Source organism: Congregibacter sp., assembly GCF_045107095.1.
GTDB lineage: Bacteria > Pseudomonadota > Gammaproteobacteria > Pseudomonadales > Halieaceae > Congregibacter.
Map to the genome: position 1 here is coordinate 1 of NZ_JBGCFU010000043.1, position 19,710 is coordinate 19,710.

Consider the following 19,710-nt stretch of genomic DNA (forward strand, 5'->3'; position numbering starts at 1 on the left):
GTTGTCCCCCACTACTGGATAGATTCCTACGCGTTACTCACCCGTCCGCCGCTCTACTCATACCGAAGTATTTTCGCGCTCGACTTGCATGTGTTAGGCCTGCCGCCAGCGTTCAATCTGAGCCATGATCAAACTCTTCAGTTTAATCTTTAACCTCAGCCTCTCGGCATGAGGGTTGGTTTTCACAGTTACCCGCGCTCACCAACAAATCTCGGCTCAGACACAATTCGAAATCAAAAATTACTGCGCCACTAAATCTCCAAAGAGATCCAATGACTTTGAATTGATGAGTCACTTGTTGTGTCTGAATAGTCGTTAAACAACTATCCCAACAAGTGCCCACACTTCTGTCTTCATCTTCTTGTTAAACATCCACCAAACCGCTCGGGTTTGATGTTTTCCCGCGTACCATCGTGATTAGCGGGAGGCGCATTATACTCACTCGGAAAGACCGCGCAAGCGATATTTCTAATTAGTTTTATGCGACCTCAAACAGCGCACTCTTAGCGCTCAGTCTCGAACGAACAGGTGGTACTTCTTCTTGCCCACGCGGACCAGGTAAAAGCGCCCGAACAGCGCGGTTTCGCGCGCGAAAACCTGCGCAGTTGCTGCGTTGTCGGTCATACCCAAACCTCGGCCATTAACAATCACGGCCTCTCGCTGAAGAGCGTCCTTGATTTGCTTACCCGATGCAGCGAGCCCCGCCTCGGTTAAGAGCTGCGTTAACGTCTCTGGTAGTTCGTTATCGCTGAGACCACTAGACGGCAGGCCATCCAGCATGAGCTGCTCCAGATCCTGCTCCGAAAGCCCGCCCAACTCACCGCTGAACAAGCTATCAGTGATCCTCTGGGCAGCAGCCAGGCCCTCGCCCCCATGAACCAGCTTTGTCACCTCCTCGGCCAAAATGCGCTGGGCATCTGGACGCCCGCTACGCTCGCTATCCGCGAGCTGAATGGCTGCTATCTCTGCAACGGACAGGAACGTGAAGTAACGGAGGAAGCGATAGGCATCCTCATCAGCCACCGACAACCAGAACTGATAAAAGCTATAGGGTGATGTCCGCGCCGGGTCCAGCCAGATCGTTCCCGACTCGGTCTTTCCAAACTTACTGCCGTCGGACTTTGTAATTAATGGCATGGTCAAGCCATAAACCTGCCCGCCATGCAGGCGTCGCGTGAGGTCGATGCCGCCGGTAATGTTCCCCCATTGATCGGAACCACCGAGCTGAAGCCCGCAGTCATAGCGCTTGTAGAGCTCAGCAAAGTCATAGGACTGAAGAATCATGTAAGCGAACTCGGTAAAGCTGATACCGCTTCCTTCGCGCTCGATGCGCTGCTTTACCGATTCTTTTTGAATCATGGAATTGATCGAAAAATGCTTGCCGATGTCGCGCAAGAACGTAAGCACGTCCAAATCGCGAGTCCACTCCAGATTGTCGACCACTACGGCGCTTTGAGGTCCGGCATCGAAGTCCACAAACCGGGAGACCTGGTTTCTCAACTTTGCGACCCAGCTTTCCACTATGTCAGTGGTATTGAGCTGCCGCTCCTGGGCCTTAAAACTAGGATCACCGATAAGGCCCGTCGCACCGCCAACCAGAGCGATCGGACGATGACCGGCCAATTGAAAGCGGCGCAGCATTAATAAAGGAACGAGAGAGCCTATGTGCAAACTGTCCGCTGTGGGGTCAAAACCGCAGTATAAGGAGCGCGAGCCCCCATCCAGCCACTCGGGCAATTTCTCTTCGCCGGCTATTTGAAATATCAGTTCCCGCTGCTGAAGCTCGGTAAGCAGTGCACTCGTCATGGCCATCACTTTTGTTGCGGAGCCGCCCCTCGGCTAGCTCTCTGGGTTCATTCTGATCGAAAGGCTGGCGACCTTACCTCACAAAACGCTGAACGCAAGAGGTGAAATCCGTCACTATCTCTGAAACGTACCTTTTTTATATACTTCGAACCCAGTAATCGGGCCAGCGACATGTTCAACCATAAAAAAGCACCCCGCGGAGCGACTCCCATCGCTGACCGCCAAGGTATCTCTCACCACCACATTCTTGCAGTGGCCGGCTTGTCCGTGCTCGTTGCGCTGGCCGCAATCATCACGCCGTCCGGCGATGTAAACGCCACGCGAAGCGTTGCAGAGACCAAGCTTAGCGAAGACACCTCTTCGTTACCCGAGATAGAAGTCGCACCCATAATTGAAGCAGCAGAGGCCGTAGCGGCCGTCGACAAACTTACAGAGGAACCCACTCCTTCGGCATCGACGCCCTGGGAAGAGTTCATCGTACGAAGCGGCGACAATCTGTCACTGCTCTTCAAACGGGCGGGATTCAGCACCGCCGATGTTTATCAGATCGTACACACCGCACCCCAAGGTCGCGATCTCGAACGAATCTATCCCGGACAAAGCCTTGCGTTTTTACGTGACGAGTCCGGCGACCTTTCAGCTGTCCGTCACACCATCAACGGACTCCAGTCAGTGATCTATCGCCGCATGGACGGAGGATTCTCTTCCGAGCGAGCGGTGCGGGAGCCCGAGCAGCGGCTCAACTGGGCCACTGTCGAAATCGAGTCATCGCTGTTTCTGGCGGGCAAAGAAGCTGGGCTCTCGAGCAACCTGATTATGGAGGCCGCGATTATTCTCAGCGGCGTTATCGACTTTGTCATGGATCCACGCAAAGGCGACACCATGGAGATCCTTTACGAGGAGCTCTATCTGGACGGCGAAAAGTACGAGGACGGCAAGGTTGTCGCCGCGTCCTACACCAATCGCGGCGAGCGCTTTGATGCCTATCGTTACATCGACAGCAAAGGCATGACCAGCTACTACAACCAAGACGGCGTGAGCATGCGCAAGGCGTTCCTGATGGCTCCCGTCGACTTCACCCGCATAAGTTCGGGGTTTAATCCACGGCGTCGCCACCCCATCTACAAGACCGTCCGCCCCCACAACGGCACTGACTACGCGGCGCCCCGCGGTACTCCGGTATTCTCCGCCGGCGACGGTCGCGTTATAGAGGCCGGATACACCCGCGCGAACGGTAATTACGTGTTTATTCAGCATGGGGACCGGTACATCACCAAGTACCTTCACCTAAACAAGCGGAAGGTGAAAAGCGGACAGCGGGTGGTGCAAAGCCAGGTCATTGGTACCGTGGGCTCCACCGGCGCAGCTACGGGCCCGCACCTTCACTATGAATTTCTTGTAGGTGGCGTGCACCGTAATCCGCGCACCATTCACAAGAGCCTTCCCAAGGCCAAGTCTCTCCCTAAAGAGGAAATGCCGAGGTTTAGCCTGGCGATAGCTGATGCGTCGGCGCGCCTCGCGCAACTGCGGGAAGAGAGACGTCTAGCAACGGTCAGTACAGACGACAATATCGGCGCGCCCTGATCCTTATGGCGTCTGATGGCCTGTATATTGGGCTGATGTCTGGCACCAGCATGGACGGCATTGACGCTGTCCTTGTGAACGTTTCCAAAGGGCAAACACAGCTCAAAGAAACTCACAGCCAAGCCTATGACCCAGCACTGCGGAGCAGGCTTGCAGAACTCGCATCGGGCGATCTCGAGAGTGTTGACGCTTTAGCAACACTCGATCGGGTCGTGGGACTTGAGTTCAGTCGCGCGAGTAACGCCCTTCTGCAAAAGAGCAAACTCTCTTCCTCGGACATCGTTGCTATAGGCAGCCACGGGCAGACTGTGAGGCACAAACCCCAAGGGCCCTCAGAGGAGCGCTACTCCTTACAGATTGGAGACCCTGCCAGCATTGCAGAGCATAGCGGCATCACTACGGTTGCCGACTTTCGCCGCCGAGACGTTGCGGCAGGAGGCCAGGGTGCACCGCTGGTTCCGCTCTTCCACGCATCGCAGTTTGGACAGGATGGTCAATGCCGCGCCATCGTCAATATCGGAGGCATATCAAACGCGACGCTATTGGACGGTGCAAAAGTCATGGCAGGATTTGACTGCGGCCCAGGCAATACATTGCTTGACGCATGGGTACGCCGCCATCGCGGCGATGATTACGATGCTGATGGCGCCTGGTCTGCTGAGCATTGTGAAGATCTGGCATTACTGCAGCGTCTCACTACGGATCCCTATTTCACGCGAACGGGCCCAAGAAGCACCGGGCCCGAGTTATTCAACCTGGAATGGCTGGATGCGCAGTTGGGTGATCAACCTCCCGGCGTTGTTCAAGCGACCATCGCGGAGCTCACCGCCTTCGCCATCGTAGAAAGCCTTCAAGCCTGCGAAGCAAAACCCGAAGCGCTCTTCGTTTGCGGCGGTGGCGCGCGTAATACCGACCTTATGCGAAGACTTAACTCGCGGCTGGAGGCGGAGCACATACGGCTCGGCACCACTTATGAACTCGGCCTCGCTGCAGAGTGGGTAGAGGCCAGCGCATTTGCCTGGTTGGCGTGCAGAACGCTCGCAGGACTGCCTGGTAATGCCGAGGTGGTCACCGGAGCAGACGGCCCGCGAGTTTTAGGTGCTATCTACCCAGCCTAAGTGCCGGTGAGGGCCTTGAAGAAGCTCATCAATTTCGCGAGGGAACAAGCAAGCTTCAAACGGAGAATGACGCTCCACAACCACAAGTCGTGGTCGCGTTGGGGTTGTTGACGATAAAGCGCGAGCCCTCGAGCCCCTCGCTGTAATCCACTTCTGAACCAGCCAGGTACGGGAAGCTCATGGGGTCAACAATCACGGTGACACCGCCACGCTCGACCGTGGTGTCATCTTCCGCCGCGTCCTCGTCGAAAGAGAACCCGTACTGGAATCCAGAGCACCCGCCACCCGTGATAAAAACTCGCAGCTTCAGATCAGTGTTTTCTTCTTCGCTCACGAGCTCGCGTACCTTGTCGACCGCTCGGTCAGACAAAGTGATGGCGTTGGGATCAAAAGCTTCTGCGACAGTCATGCTTTTCCAGTGAGTAGTCGCTGCCTCTCTCGAGTTTCATTGGCCAATTAGCGCAACAAAACCAAAGGGCAGCTGAATAAAACCTAGTGCTGAGGTCAAGTATAACGAGAGCAGCTCACAATCGCTATCGGTAGTTGCGCTCAGGGCAATAGACCGGGTTGCGCGATACCCAGCGTTTCCACCTGACCAAACATCAGGTTCATACACTGAACGGCCTGACCCGCCGCCCCCTTGACCAAATTGTCCTCCACTGCCGTCACCACAACGGTATCTCTATCCTGCGGCACGGTTATAGCCAAGTGACAGCTATTGGCACCCCGCACGCTACGCGTCTGGGGATACTGCCCTGCAGGGAGCACATCGACAAAGGGTTCTTGCGCATAGAAGTCTTCATAAGCCTTCTGTAAGTCAGCTGCGCGACCCGCTTCATTCAGTGATGCGTAGAGTGTGGCATGTATCCCGCGGATCATTGGTGCAAGGTGTGGAACAAAAGTAAGAGCCACGGCGTCGCTGCTCATAGCGGACAAACCCTGCTCGATTTCGGGCAAGTGTCTGTGACCGCTCACACCATAGGCTTTGAAACTGTCACTGACCTCACTCAAAAGGTTGTCTATCTTCGCCTGTCGCCCCGCACCGCTGACTCCAGACACGGCATTGGCAATCAATGATGTTGAATCAACAAGCCCCGCTTCCAACAGAGGCATGAAACCCAGCTGCACAGCCGTGGGGTAGCAACCGGGACAGGCAAGCAGCTGCGCACTGCGAATCTGCTCTCGATTGCGCTCAGGCAGCCCATAAACTGCGTCGTCAAGAAGCTCGGGGCATGCATGGACCTCGCCATACCAGCGCTCCCACAAGGCGGCATCACGAATTCGAAAATCCGCCGACAGGTCGATAACACGAGTTCCCGCGGCCAGTAAGGCGGGCACGCTACGCATCGCTACATTGTGAGGAGTGGCGAAGAACACCGCGTCGCAGGCTGCGAGAGCATCATCGTCAGGATCGCTAAAGCAAAGACTGATATGCCCGCGAAGGCTTGGAAACAAGTCTGCCACCTCGCGTCCTGACTCTGCTCGCGAGGTGATGAGCGCAATTTCTACATTCGGATGCGCGACGAGCAAGCGCAGGAGCTCTACACCCGTGTACCCCGTTCCACCTACTATGCCGACCTTAATCATTGTGCCTCCATCTCGTTAAGGCGCTGGAGTATATCGCCAAAGCACTCCCCAGAATTGCTACCATAACGGCTTTAACGTCGGATTAGCCGCTTGTCCTTCAGCTTCAGATCCTATCGCCGCGCGCTCACGCGCTACGACTCTGTGCCAGCCTACGCGCTGCTGGGGATTATTGCCGGCCTTTCATCCGGCGCTGCAGTGATACTTTTTGAACACGGTATAGACCAACTCGGCTTGCTTTGGGGTGTGGGAAACCGCGCGGAAAATTTCGAAGCCCTTGACACTCTTACCCGTTTTCTCCTTCCCGTTCTGGGCGGCCTCGCCCTCGGCATTGTGTTTTCCTTCTTACGGCCCGAGGACAGAGAGGTCGGCATTGTTCACGTGATCAGCCGCCTCCACAGCAGTTACGGCATGTTGCCCTGGCGAAATGCAATGGTGCAGTTCTTTGGCGGCATCGTCGCTCTTGCCACGGGTCAATCTGGCGGCCGCGAGGGTCCAGGGGTCCACCTTGGCAGCGCTATTAACAGCATTATCGGACAGCGACTGGCGCTGCCCAATAATAGCCTGCGGATACTTATCGCCTGCGGTTCCGCCGGTGGCATAGCCGCCGCGTTTAACACGCCGCTCGCCGGCGTGATTTTCGCGATGGAGGTAATCATCGTCGAATACACGGTTGTTGGATTTATGCCGGTCATGCTGTCGGCCGTAGCAGCCTCGGTGCTCAGTCAGCGACTGGGCGGTGGCTCTGAAATTTTTGATATGTCCAGCGCACAGCTCACCACCCTTTGGGAGATTCCCTACATCGCGCTGCTGGGTTTTCTGAGTGGCTGCGCAGCGGCCATGCTGATTCGAGCCAGTACCATTAGTGCCAGTTTCAGCAGTTGGCCTGTAATGTTGCGGTTCACCCTGGCTGGGGCGGTGACCGGAGCCTTTGGCGTTACCATTCCCGAGACTTTGGGCATTGGTTACGACACTCTCGGCAACGTAATGTATGGGCAAGTAGCACTGGGGGCACTGCTTCTCATCGCAGGAGCAAAGATTTTCGCCACCGCCGTCAGCGTGGGCTTTGGTATGCCCGTGGGCCTCATCGGCCCGACCCTGCTCATCGGGGCCTGCCTTGGCGGCTTTTTCGGGCTGCTGGGACATGAGCTCTATCCAGCCATCGCTCCTGACCCTAAGCTGTATGTAACCATCGGCATGGCGGCCGCCATGGGCGCAACCTTCGGCGCACCTCTTGCGGCGTGTTTAGCGGTTATTGAACTCACCCAAAGCACCAGCGTAGCCATGCCCGCGATGCTGGCGATTATCGTCGCGAATCTAACCAACATTAGTGTCTTCCGGCAGCGATCAGCTCACCGCAGTGTGATTGGACAGCTGCGACGACAATTGCCCAACGACCCGCTCAATCAGTTGCTCCATCGCACCGACGTGAACGCCGTGATTGATGGAAGCGTTGTAGTGATTGCCGAGCAAGTGAAGCCCGCGGTCTCTGCTACTCTCGCTGTACAGGTACCCAACTGGTGTCTTGTTAGTCGCGAGGGAGAGGACCTGTTTCTGGTGAACGGACAGGATCTCATGGCCTGGCTGAACGAAGCACCCAAAGTGGACGATTCTGACGGCACAGAGATTCGTAGCGTCACCGAATCCACCTTGCGACGCTGGACTATCGCCGTGGTTCCTGAACAGGCCACACTAAGACAGGTTTTAGATATCCTGAAGGCCCGCACTGTTGAGGCCGTCTGTGTGTACACTCGAGGCAACAGAGGTGAGCGAAGTCTCCGCGGTATCGTCACGCGCGACCGCATTGAACGCTTCACTCTCGATCAACTAAACACCTAGGATTCGATGCATGCTCTGGCTGCGAGCTTTACACATAATTTTTGTCGTCTGCTGGTTTGCAGGCCTGTTTTATCTACCGCGACTATTCGTGAATTACGCCGCCAGTGAACACCCCGAGACACGCGCCCATCTTGCGGTAATGTCTCGAAAGCTTTATCGATTCGTAACCCCCTTTATGGCGCTTACCATCGTCTTTGGACTCAGCTTGATCAGCCTGAACCTTGACTACTATCTCAGCGCCACCTGGCTTTGGCTGAAATTAGCTGGCGTGGCCTTTCTGGTGGTTTACCATTTTCAATGCGGACGTTACGTAAAACGAATTAATGCGAATCAGGATGACCACAGCCACGTTTTCTACCGTTTCTTTAACGAAATTCCTGTACTGTTTTTGTTCGCGATCGTATTTCTGGTAGTGCTCAAACCATTCTGACAACATTGGGGCAGCCGCCGCTCCAGTGTTAAGAAAGCATCATAATCAATTGCGAGACAGGCACTTTGGACATACCAGAAGAAACAAGACGCGATAAAACATACGAAAAACGCACGGCGAATGCAGAAAACAACACAACACAACACAACTACCTATAAGGAACGGCAGGCCCTATGAGCCGATCATCTGAGCTTTTTGAACGCGCAATCCGACATATTCCCGGCGGTGTGAACTCCCCCGTACGGGCATTTAAGGCGGTGGGCGGCACACCCATATTTATCGATCGAGCGGAAGGCGCCTACATCTTCGACTGTGATGGCAAGCGCTACACCGATTATGTGCTGTCCTGGGGCCCCATGATCATGGGCCACAATCACCCTGAAGTGCGCGAAGCGGTCGTGCGTCAATCAGAGAAAGGCCTGAGTTTCGGTGCGCCCACGGAGCTGGAGATTGAGCTCGCTGACACCATCTGCGACATCATGCCCAATATGGATCTTGTGCGTATGGTGAATTCCGGCACAGAGGCGACGATGAGCGCTATACGACTGGCGCGGGGATATACCGGTCGAGACATCATTGTGAAGTTTGAAGGTTGCTATCACGGGCACTCGGACTCACTGCTTATTAAGGCCGGTTCAGGCGCACTTACCTTGGGCGTGCCCAGTTCTCCCGGTGTTCCCGCGGCCTTGGCAGATTACACCATGACCCTCACCTACAATGATCCCGAAGGCCTGCGAAAGGCTTTCGCTGAGCACGGCGACCGCATAGCCTGCCTCATCGTTGAGCCGGTAACAGGGAACATGAACTGCGTGCTTCCCACACCGGAGTTTCTGACCGCCATGCGTGAAGTCTGCACCGCCAGCGGTGCGGTACTGATTCTGGACGAGGTAATGACCGGCTTTCGTTTCGGCACTCACGGCGCTCAGGGGCATCTGGGCATCGAAGCAGACCTAACCTGTCTTGGAAAAATAGTCGGCGGCGGCATGCCCGTAGGCGCCTTTGGCGGCAAACGCGAAATCATGGAACAGATCGCCCCGCTAGGACCGGTGTACCAAGCCGGCACGCTATCAGGTAACCCCATCGCCATGGTGGCCGGACTCGCTACCATGCGCATCATTTCCCAGCCTGGTTTTTATGAACCGATTTTCGCCAAAACGCAGGCTATTTGTGACGGCATGCAGCAAGCGGCGGACAAAGCGGGCGTTCCCTTTACGACGAATCATGCGGGCACCATGTTCGGCGGATTCTTCACCGAGTCAGAGAGCGTGTCTAACTATGCAGATGTGATGGCTTGCGACACCGATAGCTTCGCGCGCTTCTTTCACCATATGCTGGAATTGGGCGTGTATCTTGCGCCCGCGTCCTACGAGGCTGGCTTCATGTCCGCAGCCCACACGGATGAGGATATTGAAGAAACCGTCGCAGCGGCCGCCACAGCATTCGCAGCGCTTTAAGCTAAGCAGGAGTTATCTATGGCTTTTGAATCGACCCGCGGCGCGTTCCCTCACACACGTATGCGTCGACTTCGCGCAAGCGATTTTGCCCGGCGTCTGGTGCGTGAGAACGCGCTCTCACCCAACGACTTCATCTATCCGGTCTTCGTGCTTGAGGGCGAAAATCAACGCGAGGCAGTACCTTCCATGCCTGGTGTGGAGCGTCTGAGCATCGACCTTCTGGTGGAGCTCGCCGGAGAGATGGTCAGCCTGGGCATTCCTGCCATTGCCCTGTTCCCCGTTGTGCCCACAGAAAAGAAGAGCCTACTGGCCGAAGAAGCCTACAACGCTGACGGCCTCGCTCAGCGCGCCGTGCGGGCGCTAAAACAGGCGCAGCCTGAGCTGGGAGTGATGACGGACATCGCACTGGACCCGTTCACTACCCATGGCCAGGACGGCATTATCGACGATCAGGGCTATGTCCTTAACGATCGTACTACCGAGGTGTTAGTGCGGCAGGCAGCAAGCCACGCTGCGGCGGGAGCGGACGTGGTCGCACCGTCGGATATGATGGACGGGCGTATCGGCGCTATCCGCCGCGTCCTCGAGGAGGCGGGACATGTAAACACGCTCATCATGTCCTATGCCGCGAAGTACGCTTCCAGCTACTACGGCCCCTTTCGTGATGCCGTGGGCTCGTCCGGGAACATCAAAGGCGGCAACAAATTCAGCTATCAAATGGATCCCGCTAACAGCGATGAAGCCCTCCACGAGTGTGCACTGGATCTGCAAGAGGGTGCTGACATGATCATGGTGAAGCCCGGCATGCCATATCTGGATATTGTTCGACGCGTCAGCGATGAGTTAAAGGCACCCACCTTCGCCTACCAAGTGAGCGGGGAATACGCCATGCACATGGCAGCTTTTGAGCACGGCTGGCTCTCTCGTGAAGCCGTAATGCTCGAGTCACTCATGTCCTTCAAACGCGCGGGCTGCGCCGGCATCCTTACCTACTTTGCGATGGATGCTGCTCGCGCGCTTCAGTAACGGTTTCGGGAGTATGCGCTCGCTCTACGGGCTACTGTACCTGGCCTTTTTGTGGTCATCGTCGACCGTGCACGCGGAGTGCGCCTGCCTGTGGGAGGGCTCCTTCAGCGAAGTTCAACAATCTGCGGATCTGGTGATCGCCGCGCGAGTATTGAGCATCAAAGGTAACGCGGTGGACGTAGAGGTGGAAGAAACGCTCCGCGGGCGAGCCTACCTGGAGAATCTTCGCGTCTGGATGGAAACCCGTGACTATTGCCGACCTCCTGCAGAGGACTTCCCTGTGGACTCGCGCTGGGTATTCGCACTAAAGCGCATCACCGAGCTTCCCAGTGACGGCTTTGATCCCTCCACACCCAATCAGAGCTTCGGTCGCGTGGATGACTACTACCTATCGAGCTGCGGAGGCTATTGGCTCAATTACAGCGGTGAGGCAGTGACGGGGAATCTTATAAACGCCCCCCGCTGGGCAAGAGACCCGGATATGACTCCCGTGCTCATGGACCTCCTGCGCGCGTTCCTGCGAAACGAGGCCGACGGTGAAGCCTTGCTCAAGGCAAGCCGTGAAGATCCTGCACTCACGGACCTTATGCTCGACACCAAAGCATTCTTGCGGGGCGACGAAGGCCGCCCGTAGGCAGTGCTAGCTTCTAAAAGCGTCGCCAGCGACGTCTCTCGGGACTCTTCCCCGCAACAACATCCATAAGTTCATCGAGCATCCGTAAAGACAAGCCCCAGATTCGTCGCTCCTCGTAAAAGTAGCAGGGCATGCGAAGCCTAATACCATTTCGTTCCCAGACCATCTCTTCACGATTGTCAGTATCCAGGAGAAACTCCAGCGGCACCCAAACCACCTCGGCAACTTCGTGATTCGGATGAAAGTTAACGCTGCGCTCAAGGTGGAAAACGTAGGGAGATATCACCAAACCGCGAAAGCGGCTGTTAACAGCATTCAGTTCCGATAGAGCACCGATGCAGGGTTCCTGAGTACCAAGATGCAGGCCTATTTCTTCTTCCGTCTCTCGCCGAGCAGTCTCAAGATCGTCTTCGTCCTCGGCCTCCCGACGTCCGCCAGGAAAAGCCATTTGTCCCGACCACGGATCTCCTTCCTTCTCCGCTCGGCGGATCATCAATACCCCCAACTCTCCATCTCTGAGCTGAAGTATCAAGGCGACGGCAGCACGCTTCATGATGCCTTTTAGCCACTTTCGCGAGGGTCGATGGCTAGCCAAGCCCGATTCGGCCATTTGTAACAAGGAGATGGACACAGCGTGGGTTGCCTTCGGGCGAAATTTCGAAGTCGCGATTAAGCCAGTAGGACCTGGCGGTCGCAAGCGTAAAGACCACTAAATCGATCAATCAAAAATCACAAATTTTGAGAACCTCCTGCAAACACAGGGCTAGACTCATTTACACTGCCCGCCCCCTTCTATCAGGAATCGTCTGTGTCCCAGCTCGAGAGACGTCTTTTGTTCTCCATCGACCAGCTCGCTCTCAGCTATCGAGCGAAACCCGCCTTACAGGGGATCAACTGGCAATGGAGGGAAGGAGAGCACTGGGCGATCCTGGGTGCCAATGGAGCGGGAAAAACGGCGCTGGCGACGATCATTTGCGGTGAACAAACGCGCTTTGCGGGAAGTTTCGAGCGCAGCGATAGCTTGAGCGAGGGTGGTACAGCCTATGTGTGCTTCGAGCGAGGTCGTCGTCTTTGTGAAAGAGATCAAAAGCTGGACTGCGCGGAGTTTGAAAGCGACGCTAAGGATATTGGAACTCGCGTTAGGGACTTACTCGAAACCGACGGCTGGTCAGATGGGGATCGCGATGCGCTGATCGTGCTCCTCGGTATCGAGAACATACTCGATCGTGGTCTGCGATACATCAGCACAGGGCAAATGCGCAAAGCCTTGCTGGCAAGCGCCCTGTTTTCAAAACCAGCATTGCTGATTCTTGATAGCCCTTTGGACGGTTTAGATGTGGCGGCGCAAGAACGATTACGGGAAGCGCTCAACGGCATCATGGCGCAGAGTCCAGCAGTGCTGACGCTTTGCCGGAGTGTGGAAGAAATACCCAGCGCCTGTAACAAGCTGATGATCCTCGACCGAGGACGTGTCATTGCGACGGGCTCACCCGACGAGGTTCTTCAAAGCCCGGAAGGGCGCCGCATACTTGAAGCCCCCCCCATCAAGTTTGGAACTCTGCCGGGGAAGGTAAAATCAGGCTCCTTACCGGGCTCCGATCCCACCATCGAACTTCAAGACGTATCGGTGTCTTTTGGCGATCTTTGCGTTTTTCGCAACCTCAACTGGCGCATGGAGTCTCGACACCACAGTGTGATCGTTGGGCCCAACGGTTGCGGAAAAAGCACGCTCCTTGATTTGCTCACGGGGGACAATCACAAAGCCTATGGTCAAAACGTTTCACTGTTTGGTCAACGCCGAGGCAGCGGAGAGAGTATCTGGGAAATCAAGGCTCGCTTTGGTCGGGTCGATGCCCGCATGCAGTTTGCGGTACCTAATGGCAGCACCGTTGAGACAGTAGTGCTGTCGGGCTTCTTCGACAGTGTTGGACTGCGAGATCGCCCGAGCGATCTGCAGCGCGCCACTACCCGTCAATGGCTCGCTTCTCTGGGGCTGTCGGCACAGCGGGAATCAGAGTTCCATACCCTTAGCTTTGGTCTCCAACGCCTGGTGCTTCTCGCCCGCGCGATGGTGAAAGCACCAGACATCCTGCTTCTGGACGAGGCAACATTGAGCCTAGACCCCATACACCGCAGATTACTGCTGGAGGCAGTAGATCATGTGATCGATCAGGGACATTGCCAACTACTGTTCGTCAGTCATACCGTCGGCGAGCTCCCTCGATGCATCAATCAGGTTTTAAACTTTGATCCCAGCGAGGAGGGCTCGACAGTAGCTGTGAGCGATCGGCTTTAGTTGGACAAACACCTGTGATCAATGCACAGGCCACAGCACTCGCCTAGGAATCAATAAACCGCCGGAGTTCCCGGCACGTTGATCCATTGCAATACAGCAGACCGCGCTCAGCGCTCGCCGAAGCGCGTTCGGGGCTTCCGGCCGCGACATGACTAAGCGCCAACTCCAGATAAACCTCAGCACGCTGGGGTGCAATGCGAAGAGCGCGCTCAAGACGGGCAAAGCTGGCGGGCAGATCTCCTTCCTGCCTCAGCATTCTCGCTTGTAGCAACAAACTATCGACGGGGCTGACGACCGGTGTCTCGGGTTTGGTCGACGGCACTGCAGGTGTGGGCACGTTAGAGGAACGCTCGCTGGCCTCTGGTGTTTCTGGGGATATGGGCGCTGGACCCGAGGCGCAGGCTACAAGGAACAGCACCCCAAAACCGAGTACCAGACATCGTAAAGCACTGTGTAGACGCCCCATTTACTCAGTCTCCTCCAAAGAGTTTTTCAAACCAGCCCCGGATACCGTCGGACTTTGGTGTGCAGCCGGTACTTGCGGTCGGCTGTGATCCCACTATGAAGGGTAACAGTCGCGCATTACTACAGCCTTCTCCGGTCAACTCACCGGTTACGTCATCCACGCGGTGAAGCTCGACGCCCCCGGGCATTCTGTAACTCAAGGGACGACTGGCCGCCTCAGCCATAAAATCCGCCCAAATTCGAAGGGCACCGCTAGATCCCGTGAGCCCCGTGGCGTCATTATTGTCGCGGCCAATCCAGGTCACCGCCAACAAGTCGCCGGAGAAACCCGCAAACCAAGAGTCTCTGCCATCATTGGTGGTGCCCGTTTTTCCGGCGACGTGAAAATCGTCGGCCAGACTCCGATACACGCCTCTGCCTGTCCCCTCCCGCACCACTTCCCGCAGGGCATAGTGCAAAAGATGAATAGCACGGGGATCTACCGCACGCTCGTACTCGGTAATATTGTTGCGAAGGATTTCTCCCTTTCGGTTAACGATCGACAGGATGCTCCGAAGCGGTGTGCGGGTGCCGTCAACGGCGATGGTCTGGTAAACCCTGGCCATCATCAATGGAGAATATTCGCCCGCCCCAAGGACCAGGGATGGCACTTTCGGTACGTCCTGGCGCAAGCCCAACCGCTCGAGCATATCGACTACCACGGGCAAACCAATATCCATCCCTAAGCGCGCGGTTGCCTGATTGTAGGATTTGGCAAGGGCGCGATGCAGCAAGACCTTTCCGTGAGACTCACGATCGAAATTCCGCGGCGCCCAAACATCGCCATTAGGACCGGCAACCCGCAGCGCGGAGTCATCCAGGGGAGTCGCGAGATTGTAAGACTCAGACTGCTCCAAGGCGGCAAGATACACCGCCGGCTTCAATAACGATCCCGCCGGACGTCTGGCGTCCAGCGCGCGATTAAAGCCGGCTGCGCGGGGTTTTCGCCCACCCACGATCGCCACGACTTCGCCATTGACCGTTCGCGTCACAACACTTGCAGTCTGCAGATCTCCCGCGGGATTTAGCTTACCCATGATGCTGGTGGTACTGCGCTCCAGCTGATCCTGAAGACGGGGGTCGAAGGGCGTGAATATTCTCAGCCCTGCCGTTGCATAGTCTTCCTTACGGTACTGCTCTTTGAGATGGCGTCGAACCAGATCCAGATAAGCGGGGTAAGTATCTAAACGACGGGAGCCACCCACGGCCAGTGGCATCGCCTGAGCAACGACCGCTTGCTCTTCATTGATGACCCCCTGCTCCGCCATCACCTGGAGCACCAGATCTCGCCGTTCCCGTGCCCGCTGTGGGTTGCGGCTGGGATTGTAGAAACTGGGGCCGCGGATCATGCCAATAAGCAACGCCTGCTGGTGTAAACCCAACTCCTCCAAAGGCGTATCGAAGTAGTGCATCGCTGCTAGTGCAAAGCCGTGAATAGCGCGAGGGCCATCCTGCCCGAGATAAACTTCGTTTAAATAACTCTCGAGGATTTCTGATTTTTCATAATGAACCTCGATAAGCATCGCCATAAAAAGTTCTATCACTTTTCTGCGGACGGTCCGTTCGGAGCTGAGGTAGTAGTTTTTTACCAACTGCTGCGTGATAGTGCTGCCGCCGGCGACCACACGGCCCGAACGCACATTACCCAAAGCTGCCCTGGCAATACCCGTGGGTGAAAACCCGAAGTGAGAGTAAAAATTGCGGTCCTCAATCGCGAGGAGGCCTCCCTGGAGTGTGTCCGGGACCTCGTCGAGACGAAGGAGTAGGCGGTCCTCGCCATGAGCGGGATAAATGCCACCCATTTGAACAGGCTCAAGTCGCAGGATATCCAGCTCGGCTCCGGCACTGCTCAGACCGTTCAGGCTTGCGGCCGCGAACTCCAAGGTCGCCATGCGCGCCGGCTCCCGTCCGTCAGGAAAGGGGAAGCCGCGGCTGTGCACGCGTAAACGGTCACCAAACACCTCGTACTGGCCGCGGTCACGCACTCTTGAGACCCGACGATATCCCAGACGATCTAACTCTCCCACCACTGCGGACCGGGGTAACCGGGCACCGACAAACAACTCCATGGGGCGGGCATAGACCTGCGCGGGTAAAGCGTAGCGCTTACTTTCGAAAGTGCCGGTTATCAACGCATTGAGATAAAAGAGTCCGGCAATAAGCGCACAGACAAAAACCAGAAGGAGTTTGCGCAAAAATGAAAGGAAGCTCTGCATGGGCGCGAAGTGTACTTCGCGGCAGGGTCAGCAGCTACAGATAGCGTCACTTTTAGGTGTTCCCCTACACATCACTGGACAACATGCGCATAATGCCGCGCATTAAAAAAAACACAGGTAACAACATGAAGCAGTTCAAGGTTTACGGACTCGGCGCAGCACTCGTGGACACCGAGATACGCGTAGACGACCCCTTCCTCGCCGAGCTAGGCGTAGAAAAGGGACTCATGACGCTCGTTGACAGTAACCGTCGCGGAGAGCTCCTTCGGGCACTTGATGGACACCTGGTCGAAGCCCGACACGCCAGCGGAGGTAGTGCGGGCAACACCGTTATTGCGACGGCGCTATTTGGCGGCGAGTGCTTTATGACCTGTCGTGTCGCTGACGACGCCGACGGGCGGATCTATCTGTCGGACCTGGAAGATGCCGGCGTGAGCTTTCCGCCACCCGCACGAACGGATGACCCCACGGGCAAATGCCTGGTGCTCGTGACTCCGGATGCGGAGCGCAGCATGAATACTTTCCTTGGGGCCTCTGAGGGTCTAAGCATCGAGCAGCTGAATTCCGAAGCTATCGCAAACTCTGATTATGTATACCTTGAAGGCTATCAGGTGAGCTCCGAGACAGGTCTTGCCGCGGCAATTCGAGCGCGGGAGATCGCCCAGGATGCAGGCGTGCCCGTTGCGCTGAGTTTTTCAGACCCCGGCATGGTCGAGTTCTTTCCGGAGCAGTTTCGCAAGATGGTTGGTCCAGGCGTCGACCTCGCCTTTGCAAACGAAGCCGAGGCCAAAAGCTGGACCGGCATGTCCGATCTTGCCGACGCTGTGGAAGCGATGAAAGACACCGCCAAGCGCTTTGTGATCACCCGTGGTGGTGAGGGCGCAGTTTGCTATGACGGAGAGGAGCTACACGAGATACCCGTACACTCAGTGGACGCGGTAGACAGCAACGGTGCCGGGGACATGTTCGCGGGTGCTTTTCTGTTTGCACTTACCGAGGGAGAGGACTACCCCACCGCGGGCCGATTTGCAGGCTTTGCCGCAGGAACCGTGGTATCGCAATGGGGCCCTCGCCTTGCGCCGGAACAGTATGGGACACTACGGGACAGCTTTTTCGGCAGGCGTTAAGCTCGGACTACCCATATCCAGTCCGAGAAATCCCCGCTGCGATCACAGGAACACGACCAGGAAGCACAGTCATCATGGACAAGCCGCATATAAAAACCGACCCGCTTTATCAGCTATTGCGGCAGGAAGACGTCAAGGCATTCAACGAGCAGCGCGATTCTCTGGATTGCAGCAATCTGCGTAATGGCGACTATCGTGGCAGGGATCTTCGCAACATGAATGCGAAGGATCTGGATTTCAGTAACTCCTACTTTCGCAACGCCGACTTATCGGGCATCGACTTCCGATCAACGAATCTTCAGGGCGCCAGCTTTTTGGACGCAAAGCTATCGGGCGTTTACTTCCCCGAAGAACTCAGCGCAGAAGAGATCAGACTTTCCCTCGATACGGGAACCCGTCTTCGCTACCGCAAAGACTAGCGTGGCAGGGTCTCATCCGCGAGAGAGTAAGTCTCGAAGATCAATAATCGCGGCATTCGCTCGGCTGATGTAAGACGCCATGACCAGAGAGTGATTGGCAAGGGGGCCGAAGCCCGAGCCGTTTAGAATCATGGGGCTCCAGACAACGCCCTGAGTACCCTCTAGCTCCCTGACGATCTGCCGCAAGCTAACCTGAGCATTCTTGTCCTCGAGAATGTCGGCAAAGTCGACTTCCACTGCCTTCAGAAAATGAATCAGAGCCCAAGCCGCGCCACGCGACTCATAAAAAACGTCATCGATCTCATTCCACGGCGTACGTACTTCCAGCTCACTGGGGGCCGCTGTGGACTGGCTGGCATTTCCATCCCCTGCCAGATCTGTGTTGACGCGACGCTCCGAGACGCTCGCAGACAGTCGCTGCGACAAACTGCCCAAGCGCGTGTTAACCATCGCCAGCCATTCTCTTAGGTTGTCCGCTCGAGCGTAGAATTGGGCGTCCTGCGCATTAGGATCCATCAAACGCTGAAGATAGGACGCTGTCGATCGCATAGCCTTACGGTACTCATTTTCTGAAGCCGGCAAGAGCCAGCTGTCTGACTGAAAATTCAGCAACGGCTCTGCAAGGGAGAGATCAGCATCTTCTTTCGACTGCGACTGCGAGCGGGAAAAAAACTCGCGCATTGCCCGGACCAGATCACGGGACTGAATGAGCACGCCGTATTCCCAGTTGGGGATATTGTCCAGGTAGACGCCGGGAGGAAAACGGTCATTCCGCAAATAGCCGCCGGGTTTTGAGAGCATGGTGTCCACCACGCCGAGTAGCGCTGAAGTAGTTACAGTGCCCGTCACGGGTGGCGCAGCACTCTCTACCGCGCTGGCACTGCTACTGTAACCACGAGCCCGCTCCACCACGTCAAACGTCGCCGGAGTGATGCTCCAGTACATACCCAAAACAAGAACCACCACTGCGTAGACAATAAACCCCGCAGTGAGAATAGATAACCACCGCCCTTGCGGAAGGTAGTCGTCGGCAAAGTTCCGCAGGCGTCTACCTATGCTCAGCTTGGGGGTGTCGGAGCTTGCCGGGGTATCTTCAGTCATCGCAATTGCTCAGTTTGTTAGCGTAGCTCTAGTTCTTTGATACTGCTGCCAATCATCAGCTTAATGATGATCATGTTTACTTTTGGCCTCAGGCGCAGCACGACGTACCTGCGCATCCGTGCAGCTCTCACCCTCATTCGTCTGCAAGCAGACAGGCACAGTATCGCCCTCAGCGGGAGTGCTTTGCAGTCCCATCAACATAATGTGTAAACCACCGGGTTCTAGCTCGATAACACCTTCGGCTTCAATAGTCAGCGTATTGACTGGCTGCATTGTCGAGCGTCCGCCCTCAAGGCGGGTCTCATGCAAACTTGCCATTCCTGCGCTAGAGCTTACGCCCTTAATCGTTATCGCAGATGCAGAGGGGTTACGCACCTGAAAGTATGCAGCGGTCATCTTCTGTCCCGGCGGCATTGCGCGGACCCAAGCGTTGGATAGTTGTAGCGTTTCTGCCGCAATACTGGCGCTAAAAGCGGAAATAAACACAATCAGCGGAACTCTGACATCAATCATGAACCAAACCGTCCTCTAGGGAGTAAACACTCACCGTTACTCGGCGTCACCACAAGAAA

18 protein-coding genes and 1 rRNA gene are annotated in these 19,710 nt (G+C 56.1%); 10 read left to right on the forward strand and 9 right to left on the reverse strand.

The window, feature by feature from the left end:
- Both AB8B76_RS08180 and tyrS read right to left on the reverse strand, forming a co-directional pair.
- Positions 1-144 (reverse strand): 16S ribosomal RNA (locus AB8B76_RS08180); the annotation flags it as partial.
- 366 nt (positions 145-510) lie between these two features.
- Complete coding sequence (tyrS, locus tag AB8B76_RS08185; RefSeq protein ID WP_405271567.1) at positions 511-1,815, reverse strand: tyrosine--tRNA ligase; 1,305 nt, start codon at positions 1,813-1,815, stop codon at positions 511-513.
- 162 nt (positions 1,816-1,977) lie between these two features.
- On the opposite strand from tyrS, the gene AB8B76_RS08190 reads away from it, so the two are divergent.
- Positions 1,978-3,390: a peptidoglycan DD-metalloendopeptidase family protein gene (locus AB8B76_RS08190; protein ID WP_405271568.1), complete on the forward strand. Its 1,413-nt coding sequence runs from the start codon at positions 1,978-1,980 to the stop codon at positions 3,388-3,390.
- Positions 3,391-3,395: 5 nt separating this feature from the next.
- Positions 3,396-4,508 (forward strand): anhydro-N-acetylmuramic acid kinase, encoded by a 1,113-nt coding sequence (locus tag AB8B76_RS08195; protein WP_405271569.1) that lies wholly within the window; start codon positions 3,396-3,398, stop codon positions 4,506-4,508.
- A 55-nt stretch (positions 4,509-4,563) separates the two neighbouring features.
- Here AB8B76_RS08195 and erpA read toward each other — a convergent pair whose 3' ends face one another.
- Both erpA and argC read right to left on the reverse strand, forming a co-directional pair.
- On the reverse strand, positions 4,564-4,917 hold the full coding sequence (gene erpA, locus AB8B76_RS08200) for an iron-sulfur cluster insertion protein ErpA (RefSeq protein ID WP_405271570.1): 354 nt from the start codon (positions 4,915-4,917) through the stop codon (positions 4,564-4,566).
- Between the two features lie 140 nt (positions 4,918-5,057).
- Entirely contained in the window at positions 5,058-6,095 is a 1,038-nt protein-coding gene (argC, locus tag AB8B76_RS08205) for an N-acetyl-gamma-glutamyl-phosphate reductase (protein WP_405271572.1), read from the reverse strand.
- A gap of 90 nt (positions 6,096-6,185) precedes the next feature.
- Here argC and AB8B76_RS08210 point away from each other — a divergent pair, with 90 nt between their 5' ends.
- From AB8B76_RS08210 to AB8B76_RS08230, 5 genes are all read left to right on the forward strand, one after another.
- The gene (locus tag AB8B76_RS08210) at positions 6,186-7,931 is read left to right on the forward strand and encodes a chloride channel protein (RefSeq protein ID WP_405271573.1); all 1,746 of its coding nucleotides are present in this window, start codon (positions 6,186-6,188) and stop codon (positions 7,929-7,931) included.
- A gap of 10 nt (positions 7,932-7,941) precedes the next feature.
- Complete coding sequence (locus AB8B76_RS08215) at positions 7,942-8,361, forward strand: CopD family protein (protein WP_405271574.1); 420 nt, start codon at positions 7,942-7,944, stop codon at positions 8,359-8,361.
- Between the two features lie 173 nt (positions 8,362-8,534).
- The gene (gene hemL, locus AB8B76_RS08220) at positions 8,535-9,815 is read left to right on the forward strand and encodes a glutamate-1-semialdehyde 2,1-aminomutase (protein WP_405271575.1); all 1,281 of its coding nucleotides are present in this window, start codon (positions 8,535-8,537) and stop codon (positions 9,813-9,815) included.
- Between the two features lie 18 nt (positions 9,816-9,833).
- Positions 9,834-10,841 carry a porphobilinogen synthase gene (gene hemB / locus AB8B76_RS08225; RefSeq protein WP_405271577.1) on the forward strand — a complete coding sequence of 336 codons (1,008 nt, stop codon included), beginning with the start codon at positions 9,834-9,836 and terminating at the stop codon, positions 10,839-10,841.
- A 13-nt stretch (positions 10,842-10,854) separates the two neighbouring features.
- Positions 10,855-11,475 carry a delta-aminolevulinic acid dehydratase gene (locus AB8B76_RS08230; RefSeq protein WP_405271578.1) on the forward strand — a complete coding sequence of 207 codons (621 nt, stop codon included), beginning with the start codon at positions 10,855-10,857 and terminating at the stop codon, positions 11,473-11,475.
- A gap of 13 nt (positions 11,476-11,488) precedes the next feature.
- Here AB8B76_RS08230 and AB8B76_RS08235 read toward each other — a convergent pair whose 3' ends face one another.
- The gene (locus AB8B76_RS08235; protein WP_405271580.1) at positions 11,489-12,106 is read right to left on the reverse strand and encodes an NUDIX hydrolase; all 618 of its coding nucleotides are present in this window, start codon (positions 12,104-12,106) and stop codon (positions 11,489-11,491) included.
- A 177-nt stretch (positions 12,107-12,283) separates the two neighbouring features.
- On the opposite strand from AB8B76_RS08235, the gene AB8B76_RS08240 reads away from it, so the two are divergent.
- A complete protein-coding gene (locus tag AB8B76_RS08240) occupies positions 12,284-13,771 on the forward strand; it encodes an ATP-binding cassette domain-containing protein (RefSeq protein ID WP_405271582.1) in 1,488 nt (495 codons plus the stop codon).
- A gap of 43 nt (positions 13,772-13,814) precedes the next feature.
- On the opposite strand, the gene AB8B76_RS08245 is transcribed toward AB8B76_RS08240, so the two are convergent.
- Together AB8B76_RS08245 and mrcB are read right to left on the reverse strand one after the other, a co-directional pair.
- Positions 13,815-14,237: a tetratricopeptide repeat protein gene (locus tag AB8B76_RS08245; RefSeq protein WP_405271583.1), complete on the reverse strand. Its 423-nt coding sequence runs from the start codon at positions 14,235-14,237 to the stop codon at positions 13,815-13,817.
- Between the two features lie 4 nt (positions 14,238-14,241).
- Positions 14,242-16,491, reverse strand: a complete 2,250-nt coding sequence (gene mrcB, locus AB8B76_RS08250; protein WP_405271584.1) for a penicillin-binding protein 1B — start codon at positions 16,489-16,491, stop codon at positions 14,242-14,244.
- A 125-nt stretch (positions 16,492-16,616) separates the two neighbouring features.
- Between mrcB and AB8B76_RS08255 the strand changes: the two genes are divergently transcribed.
- A complete protein-coding gene (locus AB8B76_RS08255) occupies positions 16,617-17,618 on the forward strand; it encodes an adenosine kinase (protein WP_405271586.1) in 1,002 nt (333 codons plus the stop codon).
- A gap of 74 nt (positions 17,619-17,692) precedes the next feature.
- Positions 17,693-18,037 (forward strand): pentapeptide repeat-containing protein, encoded by a 345-nt coding sequence (locus AB8B76_RS08260; protein WP_405271587.1) that lies wholly within the window; start codon positions 17,693-17,695, stop codon positions 18,035-18,037.
- Positions 18,038-18,049: 12 nt separating this feature from the next.
- On the opposite strand, the gene AB8B76_RS08265 is transcribed toward AB8B76_RS08260, so the two are convergent.
- Positions 18,050-19,138: a DUF2333 family protein gene (locus tag AB8B76_RS08265; RefSeq protein ID WP_405271589.1), complete on the reverse strand. Its 1,089-nt coding sequence runs from the start codon at positions 19,136-19,138 to the stop codon at positions 18,050-18,052.
- A 60-nt stretch (positions 19,139-19,198) separates the two neighbouring features.
- The gene (locus tag AB8B76_RS08270) at positions 19,199-19,651 is read right to left on the reverse strand and encodes a copper chaperone PCu(A)C (protein WP_405271590.1); all 453 of its coding nucleotides are present in this window, start codon (positions 19,649-19,651) and stop codon (positions 19,199-19,201) included.
- Positions 19,652-19,710: the final 59 nt, after the last annotated feature.

Bases quoted from the DNA above. Each gene is read 5' to 3' on its own strand.
- AB8B76_RS08190 (WP_405271568.1), top strand. From the start codon at position 1,978: ATGTTCAACCATAAAAAAGCACCCCGCGGAGCGACTCCCATCGCTGAC.
- AB8B76_RS08195 (WP_405271569.1), top strand. From the start codon at position 3,396: ATGGCGTCTGATGGCCTGTATATTGGGCTGATGTCTGGCACCAGCATG.
- erpA (WP_405271570.1), bottom strand. From the start codon at position 4,917: ATGACTGTCGCAGAAGCTTTTGATCCCAACGCCATCACTTTGTCTGAC.
- argC (WP_405271572.1), bottom strand. From the start codon at position 6,095: ATGATTAAGGTCGGCATAGTAGGTGGAACGGGGTACACGGGTGTAGAG.
- AB8B76_RS08215 (WP_405271574.1), top strand. From the start codon at position 7,942: ATGCTCTGGCTGCGAGCTTTACACATAATTTTTGTCGTCTGCTGGTTT.
- hemL (WP_405271575.1), top strand. From the start codon at position 8,535: ATGAGCCGATCATCTGAGCTTTTTGAACGCGCAATCCGACATATTCCC.
- hemB (WP_405271577.1), top strand. From the start codon at position 9,834: ATGGCTTTTGAATCGACCCGCGGCGCGTTCCCTCACACACGTATGCGT.
- AB8B76_RS08230 (WP_405271578.1), top strand. From the start codon at position 10,855: ATGCGCTCGCTCTACGGGCTACTGTACCTGGCCTTTTTGTGGTCATCG.
- AB8B76_RS08245 (WP_405271583.1), bottom strand. From the start codon at position 14,237: ATGGGGCGTCTACACAGTGCTTTACGATGTCTGGTACTCGGTTTTGGG.
- mrcB (WP_405271584.1), bottom strand. From the start codon at position 16,491: ATGCAGAGCTTCCTTTCATTTTTGCGCAAACTCCTTCTGGTTTTTGTC.
- AB8B76_RS08255 (WP_405271586.1), top strand. From the start codon at position 16,617: ATGAAGCAGTTCAAGGTTTACGGACTCGGCGCAGCACTCGTGGACACC.
- AB8B76_RS08260 (WP_405271587.1), top strand. From the start codon at position 17,693: ATGGACAAGCCGCATATAAAAACCGACCCGCTTTATCAGCTATTGCGG.
- AB8B76_RS08265 (WP_405271589.1), bottom strand. From the start codon at position 19,138: ATGACTGAAGATACCCCGGCAAGCTCCGACACCCCCAAGCTGAGCATA.
- AB8B76_RS08270 (WP_405271590.1), bottom strand. From the start codon at position 19,651: ATGATTGATGTCAGAGTTCCGCTGATTGTGTTTATTTCCGCTTTTAGC.